The following is a 14,589-nucleotide window of genomic DNA, read 5'->3' as shown; positions in this document are numbered from 1 at the left end:
GAAGATGCAGGACAGACGGGGATGTGAATCAGCTTTCCCCGCCCAGGGAGAATCTCTCCTCCCATTTGTCATTATATAAAGCATTCCTTGAAGAGCGGTATGCCCAGGCACCTGTACGGAAACCTGTCATTTCGGCTTCGAACACGATTTCAGACTGTTCATCATGTGTGACCTCCACGAATGAACTTCTCTCTCCTCCATCCGTGTGGCCAAAATCAAGCAGTACATTGCCGCTGGCTTCACGGTATCTTGCACTGCTAATGATATTTGTAAAGTAATCCTCGCCGAGCTCTTCCCCATAAGTCCATATTATTTCTGCATCCAATGTTTCCTCGTTGATGCGGTAGTGTGTTCCGGCACTGTATTGTTCCGAAACCTTTTCGTTCCCGCGGGTGACCACTGTATTGTTATCAAGCAGTAATACATCGACCGTTTCCGGGTCATCGTCGAAATCAGGAAGGATGGTGGCGTCATGCTGGGCTGCCGGATATTTGAAATCCCCGCCGTCCCCATCCACGACATATTCTTCCATCTCTTCATTCCATCCCTCGGGATGAGCCAGGATCCACTTTATCTCGCCTGTCCCATAATCGATTTTCATCACTGTATCCTGATGCCTTCCCGAAATGATGATGCTGTCATCACTCTCATCATACACGACGGAGTTCTGATGGAACCAGTCTATAAGGCCGTTGTCTTCCCTCGGCTCATACTTTTCATAGACTTCCTTCGGGAAAAGATCTTTCAGGTCCAGTACTTTTACGACTTCCCCTGTCTCCCTGTCCATCTCTATCATGGTATCCTCCATGTAAACATCACTTCCGTCATTGACAGTGAGGAGCAGATTCCCCGAGGGGAGTTCCGCCACGTCATGATGGATCAGTGTCGATTCAAACCCCTCAACTTCACTTTCCGCAGCCCCTTCACTTATCCTGAAGGCATTGTGGATTTTACCTATATAGGTTGTTTCAAGCAGACGGTTATAAGCACTTCCACTGTTATCATCCTTACCCAGATAGAGCAGGTTCCCATTATCCAGCTCCTGCAGAACATGGCTGTTGAACCCCGAACCATACCAGCGGACATCGCCATTTACATCAAATGCAAACGCATATCTCGTACTCGGAATATAGAAAGTCAGTTCACTTTCTCCGAGTTTCATTTTTTCAGGCTGGGCTTCTTTGATTTCAATCTCCGGCATTTCTTCCGGCAGGTCTTCCGTAGTCACTGTAAAGGTATGTTTCAACACTTCCCCGGATTCAGTTTCTGCGGAAATCTCTATCGTGTTCGTATACCCTGGATACAACCCCAGGACAGGCAGTTCATGGTGGCTCCTGTATTCCTTTACGGTTTCCGAAATGTCCGCCCTGTCATCCTTTCCCTTTACTGTGAAAGTGACCTTTGCCCGTTCTTCCGTATCGAAAATCACAAGGGCGGACAGGGGGCTCCGATTATATGGGTCAACATTCACATACGGATTGTCGAGGGTACTCCCCTCACTTTCGGCAAGCATCTCAGACTCCAGTTCCTCCTGTTCTGCAAGCACCTGCTCCGCCTTTTCCGGCGGGTAGTCATAATCCGCTTCTGCGGCTTCCTCCTCTGCAACCTCAGTATCCGGCTGTTCCCCAGTCTCATCTGATTCCTCCGGCTCTGCTCCGCCGTCATTACCATAAAAAGCGGTGGCTGTTAACAGGATAACTGCAAATCCGATGATTGCAACGATTACAATATTCTTTTTTTTCATGTACATACTCCTTACCGCTGTTGCTTTTGATATGTATGGTTACTGTCCAGAAATCTGAACAACCCTAATATCACCTTATCACTCCCGCATCATAATATAAATACTTTTTCCATAATATGTATCGAGACTCAACCTGACCGTGCGCATAAAAAAGATGGCCCGCCTTTTTCGGCGGACCATCCTGCTGTTGCATGTATTCACATTGGGCCCTACTCCAGCTCTTCAGGCAGTACAAACCCCCTGTTTCGCTCCAATGTTTCTTCAATTCCATCCAGTACAGCCTTGACATCTCGCGGGTTGAAAATATCCATCTTGTCAATATCTATGACATAGACAGGGGATATATTCTTATCCAGGTAATTCTTCTTGAAGTCCCTGTCATACATTTCATATATATCCTGGTAATACTTGTACAGTTCCGGATTACCATCGATCTGCTCATATGACCTTCCGCGCTTTTTGATCCTCCTCATGATCTCTTCGAAAGAACCATGCACCATCACCATAAGATCCGGTGATTTTTTGAATAAAACCTGCTGCTTATATAGATCCGCCAGCTCCTGCATCATGTTTTCATGCAGCTCAAGGTATGTAGCATACTCCGCTTCATCCATTGAGCCATTCTCATACTGGAGCCTTGCAAATATCATCGCATCTTCGTAAATGGAGCGATCGAGCACTGAATTCGGGTGTGCCATGGCTTCCTTTATGGCACTGAACCTGTGGTTCAGGAAGAATATCTGCAGATGGAAGCTGTACCTCTGCGGATCTTCATAATATTTCGCAAGAAACGGATTACCTTCCACTTTTTCCTCCAGCAATTCAACACCAAAATGTTTGGCGATCACTTTACCCCATTCCGTTTTTCCTACGCCGATTGTTCCTGCCAATGTAATCAATTTTCCTTCACCTTTTCCATAGTTCATAATATTCACCGTATTATATTCTGATTTATTCCTTCACACAGTAAAAGCCCCGTTCATCATTCCGATGAAACGGAGCACCCTGCTGCAAATTTCAATATTCCATTGTGCTTTTATTCTACTGTTACCGACTTCGCAAGGTTCCTTGGCTTGTCCACATCGTTTCCGCGGTGCAGTGCTGCATAGTATGCGATGAACTGGTACACGACTACGGATACGAGCGGTGTAAGCATTTCATGCACATGCGGTATCACATACGTATCTCCGTCCTGCTCGAGCCCCTCCATGGTGATCATGCACACTTTGGCTCCGCGTGCTTCGACTTCCTGCGCATTCCCACGGATGTTCAGGTTGATCTTATCCTGGGTTGCCAGTGCGAATACCGGCGTATTCTCTTCTATCAGGGCGATGGTACCGTGCTTGAGTTCCCCGCCGGCGAATCCTTCCGCCTGGATATAGGAAATCTCTTTCAGCTTCAGCGCACCTTCCAGGCCGACGTAGTAATCCATCGTCCTGCCGATGAAGAAGGCATTTCTGGTCGTTTCGAGGTACTCGTTCACAATCTGCTCGATGGCGGGCGCATCATCGATGATTGCCGTGATCGCTGTTGTAACTTTCGCAAGCTCTGTCATCAGGTTGATGCCCGTATCTTTTCCAAGCTCGCGGGCTGCGACCTGTGCCAGGATGGAAAGGACCGCAATCTGTGCTGTATATGCTTTCGTCGAGGCAACGGCAATCTCAGGTCCTGCATGCAGGATGAGCGTCTGATCCGCTTCGCGTGAAAGTGTTGATCCGGGTACATTCGTCACTGTCAGAGACTGGTGTCCGAGTTTCTTGATTTCAACAAGTACGGCGCGGCTGTCCGCTGTTTCTCCGGACTGTGAGATGAAGATGAACAGTGGCTTCTCGGACAGCATCGGTGTATTGTATACGAATTCTGAAGCCACGTGGACTTCTGTCGGCACGCCTGCCCATTTCTCGAAATACTCCTTGCCGATGAGACCCGCATGATAGCTCGTTCCTGCAGCAATGACATAGAGTCTGTCGGCATCCCTCAGCTGTTTGATGATCGATGGATCGATCTTAAGATTCCCATCTTCATCCTGGTATTCCTGGATAATCTTCCTCATTGCCGCCGGCTGGTCATTGATCTCTTTCAGCATGTAGTGGTCATACGTACCTTTTTCTATATCTCCTGCATCGATTTCCGCAATGTAGGAATCCCTTTCCACTGCATTCCCCTCTTTATCCTTGATGACGATATCATCTTTTTTGAGGAGTACGACTTCGCCGTCCATCAGTTCCACGAATTCATTCGTGATCTGCAGCATTGCCATCGCATCTGAAGTGATGACATTGAAATCCTCCCCTTTACCGAGAAGCAACGGGGATTTATTCTTGGCCACATAGATTACATCAGGATCCTCTTCATCCAGTAATCCGAGCGCGTAGGAACCATGCATTTCACCAAGTGCCCTGTTGAAAGCCTCTTCTGTTGTCATACCCTCATCTGCCAGCTTCGCAATCACTTCGACGATGATTTCAGTATCCGTGCTGGAAACCAGTTCAACGTCTCCAAGGTAATCATTCTTAAGCTGTTCATAGTTCTCGATGACACCGTTATGGACCAGTGTAAAACGGCCGTTAGTACTCTGGTGCGGGTGGGCATTGACCACGTTCGGCACACCGTGTGTCGCCCATCTTGTGTGTCCGATACCCACTGTCGCATCGAAGTCCGTCTCCACTTTTTCCCTGAGGTCCCTGATGCGCCCCTTCTCTTTGAACACCTTCACCTCTTCATCATTCCTGACCCCGATTCCTGCAGAGTCATAGCCTCGGTACTCCATTTTCTCAAGACCTTTGAGCAGTATCTCCAAGACATTGTCATTGCCGATATAACCAACTATTCCGCACATATACTGACTTCCTTTCCATTTAAGGTATAAGTTCCGATGCTCTGTGCTGACAATCACTTGTCAGTTTTAACATCCGGTCTCACGAATACTTCAGTATCCGGGACAGCATCCGCCGAAATTCGATGGCTGTCCTCCTCGTCAGCAGATGGCTCCCATCTGCTCAGGCGCTATTCCGATTGTTTTTGATATCCTGCCCTCCTTTTAGTCAACATTCACATTGTAAGGGAAATATGTATATACTGCAACAGAAAAATTTCGTATTAAACTGACTCAAACCGACATTTTTGGAGGTATGGTCATAAAAAACTGCCGGCCCGGGATATCCGGACCGGCAGGATTGCTCTTCCATTATTTGTCGAGACCCATTTCAGCCTTGACGACCTCAGCAATATCATTGCTGTACTGCTCGGCTAATTCTTCAGTTTCAGCTTCCACCATGACACGGACCAGAGGTTCTGTACCGGAGGCACGGACGAGGATTCGTCCATTACCGTCCATATCCGCCTCTACCTCATCAATTTTCGCAGAAACCTTATCGTTGTTCACTACGTTGTATTTATCTGTCACACGTACGTTTACGAGCTCCTGTGGGAATGTTTCCACCTGCGCTGCCAGTTCACTGAGCTTTTTGCCGGATTCCTTGACGATTGCAGCAAGATGGACGCCTGTCAGCAGGCCGTCACCTGTAGTATTGTAGTCCATCATGATGATATGTCCGGACTGCTCGCCGCCGAGTGAGTATCCACCTGAGCGCATCTCCTCCACTACATAGCGGTCGCCGACTTTGGTCTTGTCACTGTTCAGGCCATGGGCTTCCAGAGCTTTATAGAATCCCAGATTGCTCATCACTGTGGAGACGACCATGTCATCCTTCAGCATATCTATGGACTTCAGGTGCTGGGCAAGGATGAACATGATCTTATCGCCGTCGACGATCTCTCCATTCTCATCCACTGCAATGATGCGGTCCCCATCACCGTCGAAGGCAAGCCCGAAATCCGCTTCCTGTTCTTTCACGAGTTCAACCAGTTTGCCCGGATGTGTAGAACCGACGCCATCATTGATGTTGGTGCCGTCCGGGTTACACCCGACCGTCACTGTATCCGCCTCGAGATCACCAAAGAGATAAGGAGCAAGCGAGTATGTGGAACCATGGGCACCGTCCAGCGCAATCTTCAAACCTTCCAGGTCCGTATCAATTGTGGACTTGAGATAGCTCACATATTTCTGGCTGCCTTCAAAGTAGTCGGATTTATGGCCAAGCGCGGTACCACTCGGTCTTGGCAGCGTATCTTCCTCTGCATCGAGGAGTTTTTCAATTTCCTCTTCCTGCGCATCAGAGAGTTTGAAACCGTCTGAACCAAAGAATTTGATGCCGTTATCCGCCACCGGATTGTGGGATGCGGATATCATTACACCCGCATCTGCCTCCATCTCTTTCGTAAGGTATGCTACACCCGGGGTGGAGATGATTCCGAGGCGCATCACTTCCGCTCCCATGGAAAGCAGCCCGGCAACGAGCGCTGATTCCAGCATCTCACCGGAAATGCGTGTGTCGCGTCCGACCAGCACGGTCGGTTTATCCTCCTCTTTTTGCCCGGATAGTACATATCCGCCAAGCCTTCCCAGTTTAAAAGCCAGTTCCGGAGTCAGCTCCGTATTTGCAACGCCTCTTACTCCATCAGTACCAAAATATTTACCCATGTCTTTCTCCTTTTTCATTGTGTAGTCTTATGTCAGTCAACTTTCGGTTATTTCTATTTCTGCCTGCAGCACTGCCGGCTCTGTTTTACTGACATCTTCAGGCAGTTCCATTTCTATGTCTTTCGTTTCTGAATTTTCCATGCCGTCCACATTCACTTCAACATTGACAGAATCGATATTTGCGAGCACTTCTTCGCTGCCGAATACCGTCACATTTTCATAGTTGAGCTGAACATCTTCCAGCGTATGGCCCTCAGCAACTTCACCGTTCACTTCAAATTCCACCGGGACTTCCTTGCTGCGCTCGTCCACCGAGATTTCGACCCTTACGTCGGTTGGATCGATCCGCACATCAAGCTTGTTGAATTGTGAGTCGAATACACTTACTTCCGCCTCTTCGACGCGGTCCTCTGTGATCCTTGAGCTGTCATTCAGTGTGGCACGCACATATTGTATACGATTCATTTCACTTTCGCCACCCATCACAGTGACCGTGGACGGTATGACGTTGACCTCGGAGAGCTGGTGGTTCGGTCCCACCCGGCTTTCACTCACCTCAGCCTGCACCTCGAATGTTCTTGTAACAAGATCCTGTATGTTGATGTTTGCAGTCTGAGGAACAACTTCAGCCGTGACATTCTCAGGCAGTCCCTCCACTGTGAAGTGCTCCTCATATTCTCCCACATCCCGGTTCCGGAGGTCGAGGGAAACATTGAAATCCCTTGTTGTCTGGAGCCTTTTCACATTGGAATTGTTTCCAAACAGCTGGACATTGACCTCTGACGGAGCACCGGAGACATAGTAGTTCTCCTTGTCATACTGCAACTCCACCGGCACACCCTCAATCATCTGTGATTCGGGATTTTCACCGTCATCATTGAACAGATTTTCAAAAACGTCATTTACAGAAAGGAACATGAACAATGCAAGAACCAGGGCCACAAATCTGAGTCCCCATTTACTTTCTAGCAAAGAGTCCACCTCCTTCCTTCAATTCAGGGAGCAGACTCCAATGTGTTTTCAGCATGGAATCAAGCTCTTCAAGTGATATTTCGCGCGTAAGCTTACTGTCATAAGTCACTGAGATGTTGCCTGTTTCTTCGGAGACCACTATAGTGAATGCATCGGTCACTTCCGATACACCGACAGCCGCCCTGTGCCTTGTTCCAAGATTTTTGGCAATCTTGCTGCTGTCGGACAGTGGCAGGTAACTGGCAGCTGTGGCAATCCTATCCCCCTGTATAATCATGGCCCCGTCATGCAGCGGAGTGTTCGGGATAAATATATTGATCAGAAGCTCTGATGATATGTTTCCGTTTATGGGTATTCCCGTTTCGATGTAATCCTTCAGCCCCGTCTCCTTTTCAAAGACGATCAGCGCCCCGATGCGGCGTTTTGCCATGTATCTGATGGATTTCACCATGGCTTCCCGCATCTTATCATGTTCCGAACTTGCTGCTGTACTGCTGGTACGGAAGAGGCTCCCGCGGCCGAGCTGTTCAAGCGCCCGTCTGAGTTCCGGCTGGAATATCACAATAATCGCCAAAAAACCCCACTCCAAAACTGTATCGAACATCTGTGTCGTCGTCGCAAGATCGAAAAAATTACTGATCGCCCGGCCGATCAGGATGAAGAATATCCCTTTGATCAGCTGGATGGCTTTCGTACCTTTCATTACGGTAATCAGAAGATAAAGTACGTACCAGACAATCAGCAAATCGACAATGCTCGAAATTATGGCTGCCGTTGTGACGTTCTCAAAAAAATTATCTGTCTGCATATTGCCGTCCCTCTCTCAATATTTCAAATAAAATCCAAACGCTTATCCAGCATGTCATATATGCCGGTTAAAACCACATCTCCTCTGAACATGCTTTTCTCAATCCCCATGCTTTTGAACCTGCTCTTGCATTCTTTGATATTGCCATTATTGAAACTTGCATAGCAGTTCAGAAGCACCATTGACGGCGAATCTTCATGTTCGGTCATTTTTTCCAATTTTTCGAAAGACTCCAGCATTGCCATGTTTTTTGCCTCGAGAAGATTGAATGTGTCCCTTTTGTAGTCTATATGAAGGATTTCCGACTGTTTTTTCAGTCTCAGAAGAATCCGCTCAGACGTAAAATACTCCTTCTTGATATGATAACATGAAGCGATTTCAAACATGACCCTGATGGTTCCGAGATCAAGTTCAGTAAGCCTTAAAATGATATACAGCGTGTCCTCCAGAAGGTCCAGCGCCTCTTCCACTTCATCCTGGGAAACCAGTATGTGTGTTTTTAAAATTATTGCATCTATGTAGGACTGGTTGACCGAAACCGTGGAAAGCAGCCTGAGCGCCTGATCCACATGATGCTTCTCTTTTACCGGCTCGCCTGTTTTATTATAATACTTGGCATAGATCAGATGGATCCGCCCGCTGTCCTGCGGTGGGACCTGCTCGACCATTTCATATTCTTTTTCTATGAAAGAGATTACAGATGGGAAATCATCGCTTTCAATTTTCTGTTCATAATAGGCAATCTCCCTCAGTATCTCAACATCATTATACCTGAAATGGGACACTTCCTGCATAAAATCGTTGACAGAGCAGTTCAGTCGTTCGCTCAGTTTTATGAGGACGTTGGTCGAAGGATGCACGCTGCCCTTCTCTATCAAACTGAGATAGGTCCTGGAAATGATGCCGTCCGCCAATTCTTCCTGTGTCAGATTGTTATTGTTGCGTATTTCCTTGATTCTCTGCCCGATCATAATGTTGCCCCTTTCACTGTAGTACAGTTACATCATACCAAATTCGCAATTATGCAACAAATGATTAAAAGGCGTTCAACTTTTGTAAATAGATGTTTATTTGATTGACAAGCTATTTACAGTTAATCATACTATAAATATATCTCATAAGGGGTGTTTCTTCATGAAAAAATTACTGGTTATTGATAATCTGGCCCAACTGAAAAGTGTCAGTGACCCATTCCGGATCGAACTCCTCACCATGCTTGGTGAAAAACCTAAAACGGGCCAGAACCTTGCGGATGAATTGGATATTCCCCGTGCAAAGATCCACTATCATCTCAATGAACTGCTGAAAAATGAAATCATCCATGTGGTAAAGACCGAGGAGAAGAACAGTATCATCCAGAAATTTTATGCCCCCGTGGCAAAAAAAGTGGTGCCGAATCTCGACCTTTTGAAGTATATCCCCGATGAAAAGAAGAAAGACAGCATGTCCTATAACCTGAACATTGAAGAGGAAGACCTGAAACAGTTCAAAAAAGATCTCAAGAATTTTGTGAAGAAGCACTCAGAAAAGAAAAACACCAAAGGAACTGATGAATACAAGGTTCAGCTCATGCCTTTGGGAGATGATAGCAATGATAATGAAGTTTAAATGCAATATTTTAAGGGATAGCATCCATTACAGATGATATCCCTTTTTATATGGACAATTATATTTACAGCTGTTTTTTCCCAAACAGGAATGAAGCAATCTCCACTGCCTTCTCTGCAGTAATATTCTTCTCGTCAAGCAATGGATTCACCTCTACAAGATCCATCGAAGTCACCAGGTCTGATTCATTCAGCATGCGCATCGCAAGCTGTGTTTCAGAAAGCGACATACCACCGTCAACAGGCGTACCTGTCCCCGGCGTTTCCATCGGGTCGAGCCCATCGACATCAAGGGAGAGATGCAAACCATCAACTTTGCCTCTCAGGTAGGCAATCGCCTCATCCATGACATCGGCCATGCCTTTTTCCCTGACGTCAGTTGCAGTGAAAGTAAGAATATCATTTTCTTTGATGTACTCCCTCTCACCCACATCAAGATCTCTCATGCCTATTAAAACAACATTTTCCGGTTTCACCTTCACCCCGGGCTGGTGAAGATTCACCAAACTCTCATGTCCAACGCCGCATGCCACAGCAAGCGGCATGCCATGTATATTGCCTGATGGCGAAGTCTCACTGTCGTTGAGATCCCCGTGGGCATCATACCATATGACGCCAAGGTTTTCGTAATTCGGACTGATTCCAGCTATGGAACCAATCGAAAGCGAATGATCCCCTCCGAGTATCAGCGGAAAGCGCCCAAGTTTTACCGAACTTTCGACCTCTTCCGCCAGTTCAGTACTGAAATCTTTCACCTGTTCGAAATTGAGAAGCCCCATCTCCTCTTTTGCGGAATGGAGTGTTGGGTCCACTTTATACTGGCCCGTGATGTTCCCTTTATCTTCAACATTCATCCCCTGTATTTCCAATGCTTTGACAAGGCCGGCGTAACGTATCGCATCCGGTCCAAAATCCACTCCAAGTTTCGGCTGGCCGAAGCATGTGGAAGCGCCGATAATATCTACCTTATGATTCATAAAAATATCCCCTTTTCAAATCAAGTATAACTTCATATTATACAACATTGGATTTTTATGCAACGATTTATAAAAATGTAAAAACAACCGTTTATATGCATAAAAATTAAAAAAAGACACCTTCCGAAGAAGATGTCCATAAGTGAGCCATAGAGGATTCGAACCTCTGACCCTCTGATTAAAAGTCAGATGCTCTACCGACTGAGCTAATGGCTCATGATGGCTGGGCTAGAAGGATTCGAACCTTCGCATGACGAGACCAAAACCCGTTGCCTTACCGCTTGGCTATAGCCCAATGATATAAAAATGGTGGAGGGGGGCAGATTCGAACTGCCGAACCCGAAGGAGCGGATTTACAGTCCGCCGCGTTTAGCCACTTCGCTACCCCTCCATGGTGGAGAATGACGGGTTCGAACCGCCGACCCTCTGCTTGTAAGGCAGATGCTCTCCCAGCTGAGCTAATTCTCCAAAATATGACCCGTACGGGACTCGAACCCGTGTTACCGCCGTGAAAGGGCGGTGTCTTAACCGCTTGACCAACGGGCCAGTATAAAATATATGCCTAAAACAAAAAATGGCTCCACAGGTAGGATTCGAACCTACGACCGATCGGTTAACAGCCGATAGCTCTACCACTGAGCTACTGTGGAAAACTAATAAATTTAAAACAAAAACACACTGCCCGGCAGCGTCCTACTCTTGCGGGACGTCAGTCCAACTACCATCGGCGCTGGAGAGCTTAACTGCTGTGTTCGGCATGGGAACAGGTGTGGCCTCTCCGCCATCGCCGCCGGACAATGTCATATGCGAATGTGTCAGATCCAGTGTCACTGCATAAACATCTGCAGTGCCCCGTTTCATGTCACATTCAAAACCGGATAGAAGCAATAGATTGCGCATAAACCGAAACACGGTTTCTTCATCATTCTTGAATAAGTCATCGATCGATTAGTATTCGTCCGCTGAATGTGTTGCCACACGTACACGCCGAACCTATCCACCTCATCATCTCTGAGGGATCTGATGGGGAAATCTCATCTTGAGGGGGGCTTCATGCTTAGATGCTTTCAGCACTTATCCCGTCCATACATAGCTACCCAGCAATGCCGTTGGCACGACAACTGGTACACCAGGGGTATGTCCATCCCGGTCCTCTCGTACTAAGGACAGCGCCTCTCAAATTTCCTGCGCCCACGACGGATAGGGACCGAACTGTCTCACGACGTTCTGAACCCAGCTCGCGTACCGCTTTAATGGGCGAACAGCCCAACCCTTGGGACCGACTACAGCCCCAGGATGCGATGAGCCGACATCGAGGTGCCAAACCTCCCCGTCGATGTGAACTCTTGGGGGAGATAAGCCTGTTATCCCCGGGGTAGCTTTTATCCGTTGAGCGATGGCCCTTCCATGCGGAACCACCGGATCACTAAGTCCGTCTTTCGACCCTGCTCGACCTGTATGTCTCGCAGTCAAGCTCCCTTATACCTTTACACTCTGGGAATGATTTCCAACCATTCTGAGGGAACCTTTGAGCGCCTCCGTTACTCTTTGGGAGGCGACCGCCCCAGTCAAACTGTCCACCTGACACTGTCTCCCGCCCGGATCACGGGCGCGGGTTAGAATCCCAACCACACCAGGGTGGTATCCCACCACTGCCTCCGTGTAGACTGGCGTCCACACTTCCTCGGCTCCCACCTATCCTGTACAGGTGAGGTCAAGATTCAATATCAGGTTACAGTAAAGCTCCACGGGGTCTTTCCGTCCTGTCGCGGGTAACCTGCATCTTCACAGGTACTATGATTTCACCGAGCCTCTCGTTGAGACAGTGCCCAAATCGTTGCGCCTTTCGTGCGGGTCAGAACTTACCTGACAAGGAATTTCGCTACCTTAGGACCGTTATAGTTACGGCCGCCGTTTACTGGGGCTTCGATTCGCACCTTCGCTTACGCTGAGCGCTCCTCTTAACCTTCCAGCACCGGGCAGGCGTCAGCCCCTATACGTCACCTTTCGGTTTGGCAGAGACCTGTGTTTTTGGTAAACAGTCGCTTGGGCCTATTCACTGCGGCTCATATCTCTATGAGCACCCCTTCTCCCGAAGTTACGGGGTCATTTTGCCGAGTTCCTTAACGAGAGTTCGCTCGCTCACCTTAGAATTCTCTTCCCAACTACCTGTGTCGGTTTACGGTACGGGCGGTGGCTGTCCTTGCCAGCGGCTTTTCTCGGCAGTGTGAAATCAATGGCTTCGCCTACTCTTTTCGGCTCCCCGTCACAGCCCATGGTTACACAGGGCGGATTTGCCTGCCCTGACCACTCACTGCTTGGACGTGCCCTTCCGGTCGCACGCTCCATCTATCCTACTGCGTCACCACATCACTCAAACGGACATCACCGGTACAGGAATTTCGACCTGTTGCCCATCGCCTACGCATCTCTGCCTCGGCTTAGGTCCCGACTAACCCAGAGCGGACGAGCCTTCCTCTGGAAACCTTAGTCATTCGGTGGACGGGATTCCCACCCGTCTTTCGCTACTCACACCGGCATTCTCACTTCCAATCGCTCCACATGTCCTCACGGTCATGCTTCCCCGCCATTGGAACGCTCTCCTACCATTAATACTTCGTATTAATCCACAGTTTCGGTAATATGTTTAGCCCCGGTACATTTTCGGCGCAGCGTCACTTGACTAGTGAGCTATTACGCACTCTTTAAATGATGGCTGCTTCTAAGCCAACATACTAGTTGTCTGTGCAACGCCACATCCTTTTCCACTCAACATATATTTGGGGACCTTAACTGGTGGTCTGGGCTGTTTCCCTCTCGACAATGGACCTTATCACCCACTGTCTGACTCCCATGAAGCACATCGATGGCATTCGGAGTTTGTCTGAATTCGGTAACCCGGGATGGGCCCCTCGTCCAAACAGTGCTCTACCTCCACGATGCTCTCATGAGGCTATACCTAAATATATTTCGGAGAGAACCAGCTATCTCCAGGTTCGATTGGAATTTCTCCGCTACCCACACCTCATCCGGTCACTTTTCAACGTAAGTCGGTTCGGCCCTCCATCCAGTGTTACCTGGACTTCAGCCTGGACATGGGTAGATCACCTGGTTTCGGGTCTGCAACCCCATACTCTGTCGCCCGCTTCAGACTCGCTTTCGCTGCGGCTCCGCATTCGCTGCTTAACCTTGCATGAGATCACAACTCGCCGGTTCATTCTACAAAAGGCACGCCATCACCCATTAACGGGCTCTGACTACTTGTAGGCACACGGTTTCAGGTTCTCTTTCACTCCCCTTCCGGGGTGCTTTTCACCTTTCCCTCACGGTACTGGTTCGCTATCGGTCACTAAGGAGTATTTAGCCTTGGGAGATGGGCCTCCCGGATTCCGACGGAATTCCTCGTGTTCCGCCGTACTCAGGATCCACCGTGCCAGACAATGCCCTTCGCCTACGGGACTGTTACCCCCTACGGCCGGCCTTTCCAGGCCGTTCGGCTCCGCATTGTCTCGCGTCTCGGTGTCCTACAACCCCAGCCGAAGCTGGTTTGGGCTCTTCCCGTTTCGCTCGCCGCTACTCAGGGAATCGATTTTTCTTTCTCTTCCTCCGGGTACTGAGATGTTTCAGTTCCCCGGGTCTACCGCCGCGCCAGCTATTGATTCACTGGCCGGCAACACATAATCATGTGCTGGGTTCCCCCATTCGGAAATCTCCGGTTCAACGCTTACTTACAGCTCCCCGAAGCATATCGGTGTTGGTTCCGTCCTTCATCGGCTCTTAGTGCCAAGGCATCCACCGTGCGCCCTTCATTACTTAATCGCAATGAATTTGTGAGTGTGCCGCCCGAAAGCGGCACAACGCGTGTTTGTGTGAACTCTTTTTAATTTCAGTTCTCGGTTTTCTACGCTTTGATTTTCGGTTAAAAATCATTTATTGCT

The 14,589-nt window shown here is 48.4% G+C and carries 9 protein-coding genes, 6 tRNA genes and 2 rRNA genes; 1 reads left to right on the top strand and 16 read right to left on the bottom strand.

Annotated features, from left to right (window positions below):
* Positions 1 to 28: 28 nt before the first annotated feature.
* The 7 genes from C792_RS0101905 to C792_RS0101875 form a co-directional block, all read right to left on the bottom strand.
* Entirely contained in the window at positions 29 to 1,744 is a 1,716-nt protein-coding gene (locus tag C792_RS0101905) for an aryl-sulfate sulfotransferase (RefSeq protein WP_017547745.1), read from the bottom strand.
* Positions 1,745 to 1,953: 209 nt separating this feature from the next.
* The gene (locus tag C792_RS0101900) at positions 1,954 to 2,670 is read right to left on the bottom strand and encodes a deoxynucleoside kinase (protein WP_017547744.1); all 717 of its coding nucleotides are present in this window, start codon (positions 2,668 to 2,670) and stop codon (positions 1,954 to 1,956) included.
* Between the two features lie 110 nt (positions 2,671 to 2,780).
* Positions 2,781 to 4,583 carry a glutamine--fructose-6-phosphate transaminase (isomerizing) gene (glmS, locus tag C792_RS0101895; RefSeq protein WP_017547743.1) on the bottom strand — a complete coding sequence of 601 codons (1,803 nt, stop codon included), beginning with the start codon at positions 4,581 to 4,583 and terminating at the stop codon, positions 2,781 to 2,783.
* A gap of 348 nt (positions 4,584 to 4,931) precedes the next feature.
* A complete protein-coding gene (gene glmM / locus C792_RS0101890) occupies positions 4,932 to 6,287 on the bottom strand; it encodes a phosphoglucosamine mutase (protein ID WP_017547742.1) in 1,356 nt (451 codons plus the stop codon).
* A gap of 36 nt (positions 6,288 to 6,323) precedes the next feature.
* Positions 6,324 to 7,268, bottom strand: a complete 945-nt coding sequence (locus tag C792_RS0101885) for a CdaR family protein (protein WP_425413711.1) — start codon at positions 7,266 to 7,268, stop codon at positions 6,324 to 6,326.
* Positions 7,246 to 8,067 carry a diadenylate cyclase CdaA gene (gene cdaA, locus C792_RS0101880; protein ID WP_017547740.1) on the bottom strand — a complete coding sequence of 274 codons (822 nt, stop codon included), beginning with the start codon at positions 8,065 to 8,067 and terminating at the stop codon, positions 7,246 to 7,248. Before cdaA ends, C792_RS0101885 begins: the two co-directional genes overlap by 23 nt.
* 23 nt (positions 8,068 to 8,090) lie before the next feature.
* Positions 8,091 to 9,038 carry a helix-turn-helix domain-containing protein gene (locus tag C792_RS0101875; RefSeq protein WP_017547739.1) on the bottom strand — a complete coding sequence of 316 codons (948 nt, stop codon included), beginning with the start codon at positions 9,036 to 9,038 and terminating at the stop codon, positions 8,091 to 8,093.
* A gap of 163 nt (positions 9,039 to 9,201) precedes the next feature.
* On the opposite strand from C792_RS0101875, the gene C792_RS0101870 reads away from it, so the two are divergent.
* Positions 9,202 to 9,675, top strand: a complete 474-nt coding sequence (locus C792_RS0101870; protein ID WP_017547738.1) for an ArsR/SmtB family transcription factor — start codon at positions 9,202 to 9,204, stop codon at positions 9,673 to 9,675.
* 64 nt (positions 9,676 to 9,739) lie between these two features.
* On the opposite strand, the gene rocF is transcribed toward C792_RS0101870, so the two are convergent.
* The 9 genes from rocF to C792_RS0101825 all read right to left on the bottom strand — a co-directional run bounded on the left by rocF (position 9,740) and on the right by C792_RS0101825 (position 14,470).
* A complete protein-coding gene (gene rocF / locus C792_RS0101865) occupies positions 9,740 to 10,651 on the bottom strand; it encodes an arginase (RefSeq protein WP_017547737.1) in 912 nt (303 codons plus the stop codon).
* Between the two features lie 143 nt (positions 10,652 to 10,794).
* Positions 10,795 to 10,867 (bottom strand) — tRNA-Lys (locus C792_RS0101860).
* Positions 10,868 to 10,871: 4 nt separating this feature from the next.
* A tRNA-Gln gene (locus tag C792_RS0101855) sits at positions 10,872 to 10,946 on the bottom strand.
* Between the two features lie 12 nt (positions 10,947 to 10,958).
* Positions 10,959 to 11,042: transfer RNA gene (locus tag C792_RS0101850), tRNA-Tyr, on the bottom strand.
* Between the two features lies 1 nt (position 11,043).
* Positions 11,044 to 11,119 (bottom strand) — tRNA-Val (locus C792_RS0101845).
* A 6-nt stretch (positions 11,120 to 11,125) separates the two neighbouring features.
* A tRNA-Glu gene (locus C792_RS0101840) sits at positions 11,126 to 11,197 on the bottom strand.
* A gap of 29 nt (positions 11,198 to 11,226) precedes the next feature.
* Positions 11,227 to 11,301, bottom strand: a tRNA-Asn gene (locus C792_RS0101835).
* A 30-nt stretch (positions 11,302 to 11,331) separates the two neighbouring features.
* Positions 11,332 to 11,446: ribosomal RNA gene (rrf, locus tag C792_RS0101830) — 5S ribosomal RNA — on the bottom strand.
* A 133-nt stretch (positions 11,447 to 11,579) separates the two neighbouring features.
* Positions 11,580 to 14,470, bottom strand: a 23S ribosomal RNA gene (locus tag C792_RS0101825).
* Positions 14,471 to 14,589 lie beyond the last annotated feature (119 nt).

Origin of the sequence: Salinicoccus carnicancri Crm, assembly GCF_000330705.1 — a bacterium.
Lineage (GTDB): Bacteria > Bacillota > Bacilli > Staphylococcales > Salinicoccaceae > Salinicoccus > Salinicoccus carnicancri.
The sequence above is the reverse complement of the archived record's forward strand: the minus strand, read 5'-3'. Positions and strand labels throughout refer to the sequence as shown.

Bases quoted from the DNA above. Each gene is read 5' to 3' on its own strand.
- cdaA (WP_017547740.1), bottom strand. From the start codon at position 8,067: ATGCAGACAGATAATTTTTTTGAGAACGTCACAACGGCAGCCATAATT.
- C792_RS0101905 (WP_017547745.1), bottom strand. From the start codon at position 1,744: ATGAAAAAAAAGAATATTGTAATCGTTGCAATCATCGGATTTGCAGTT.
- glmS (WP_017547743.1), bottom strand. From the start codon at position 4,583: ATGTGCGGAATAGTTGGTTATATCGGCAATGACAATGTCTTGGAGATA.
- C792_RS0101875 (WP_017547739.1), bottom strand. From the start codon at position 9,038: ATGATCGGGCAGAGAATCAAGGAAATACGCAACAATAACAATCTGACA.
- C792_RS0101870 (WP_017547738.1), top strand. From the start codon at position 9,202: ATGAAAAAATTACTGGTTATTGATAATCTGGCCCAACTGAAAAGTGTC.
- glmM (WP_017547742.1), bottom strand. From the start codon at position 6,287: ATGGGTAAATATTTTGGTACTGATGGAGTAAGAGGCGTTGCAAATACG.
- C792_RS0101900 (WP_017547744.1), bottom strand. From the start codon at position 2,670: ATGAACTATGGAAAAGGTGAAGGAAAATTGATTACATTGGCAGGAACA.
- rocF (WP_017547737.1), bottom strand. From the start codon at position 10,651: ATGAATCATAAGGTAGATATTATCGGCGCTTCCACATGCTTCGGCCAG.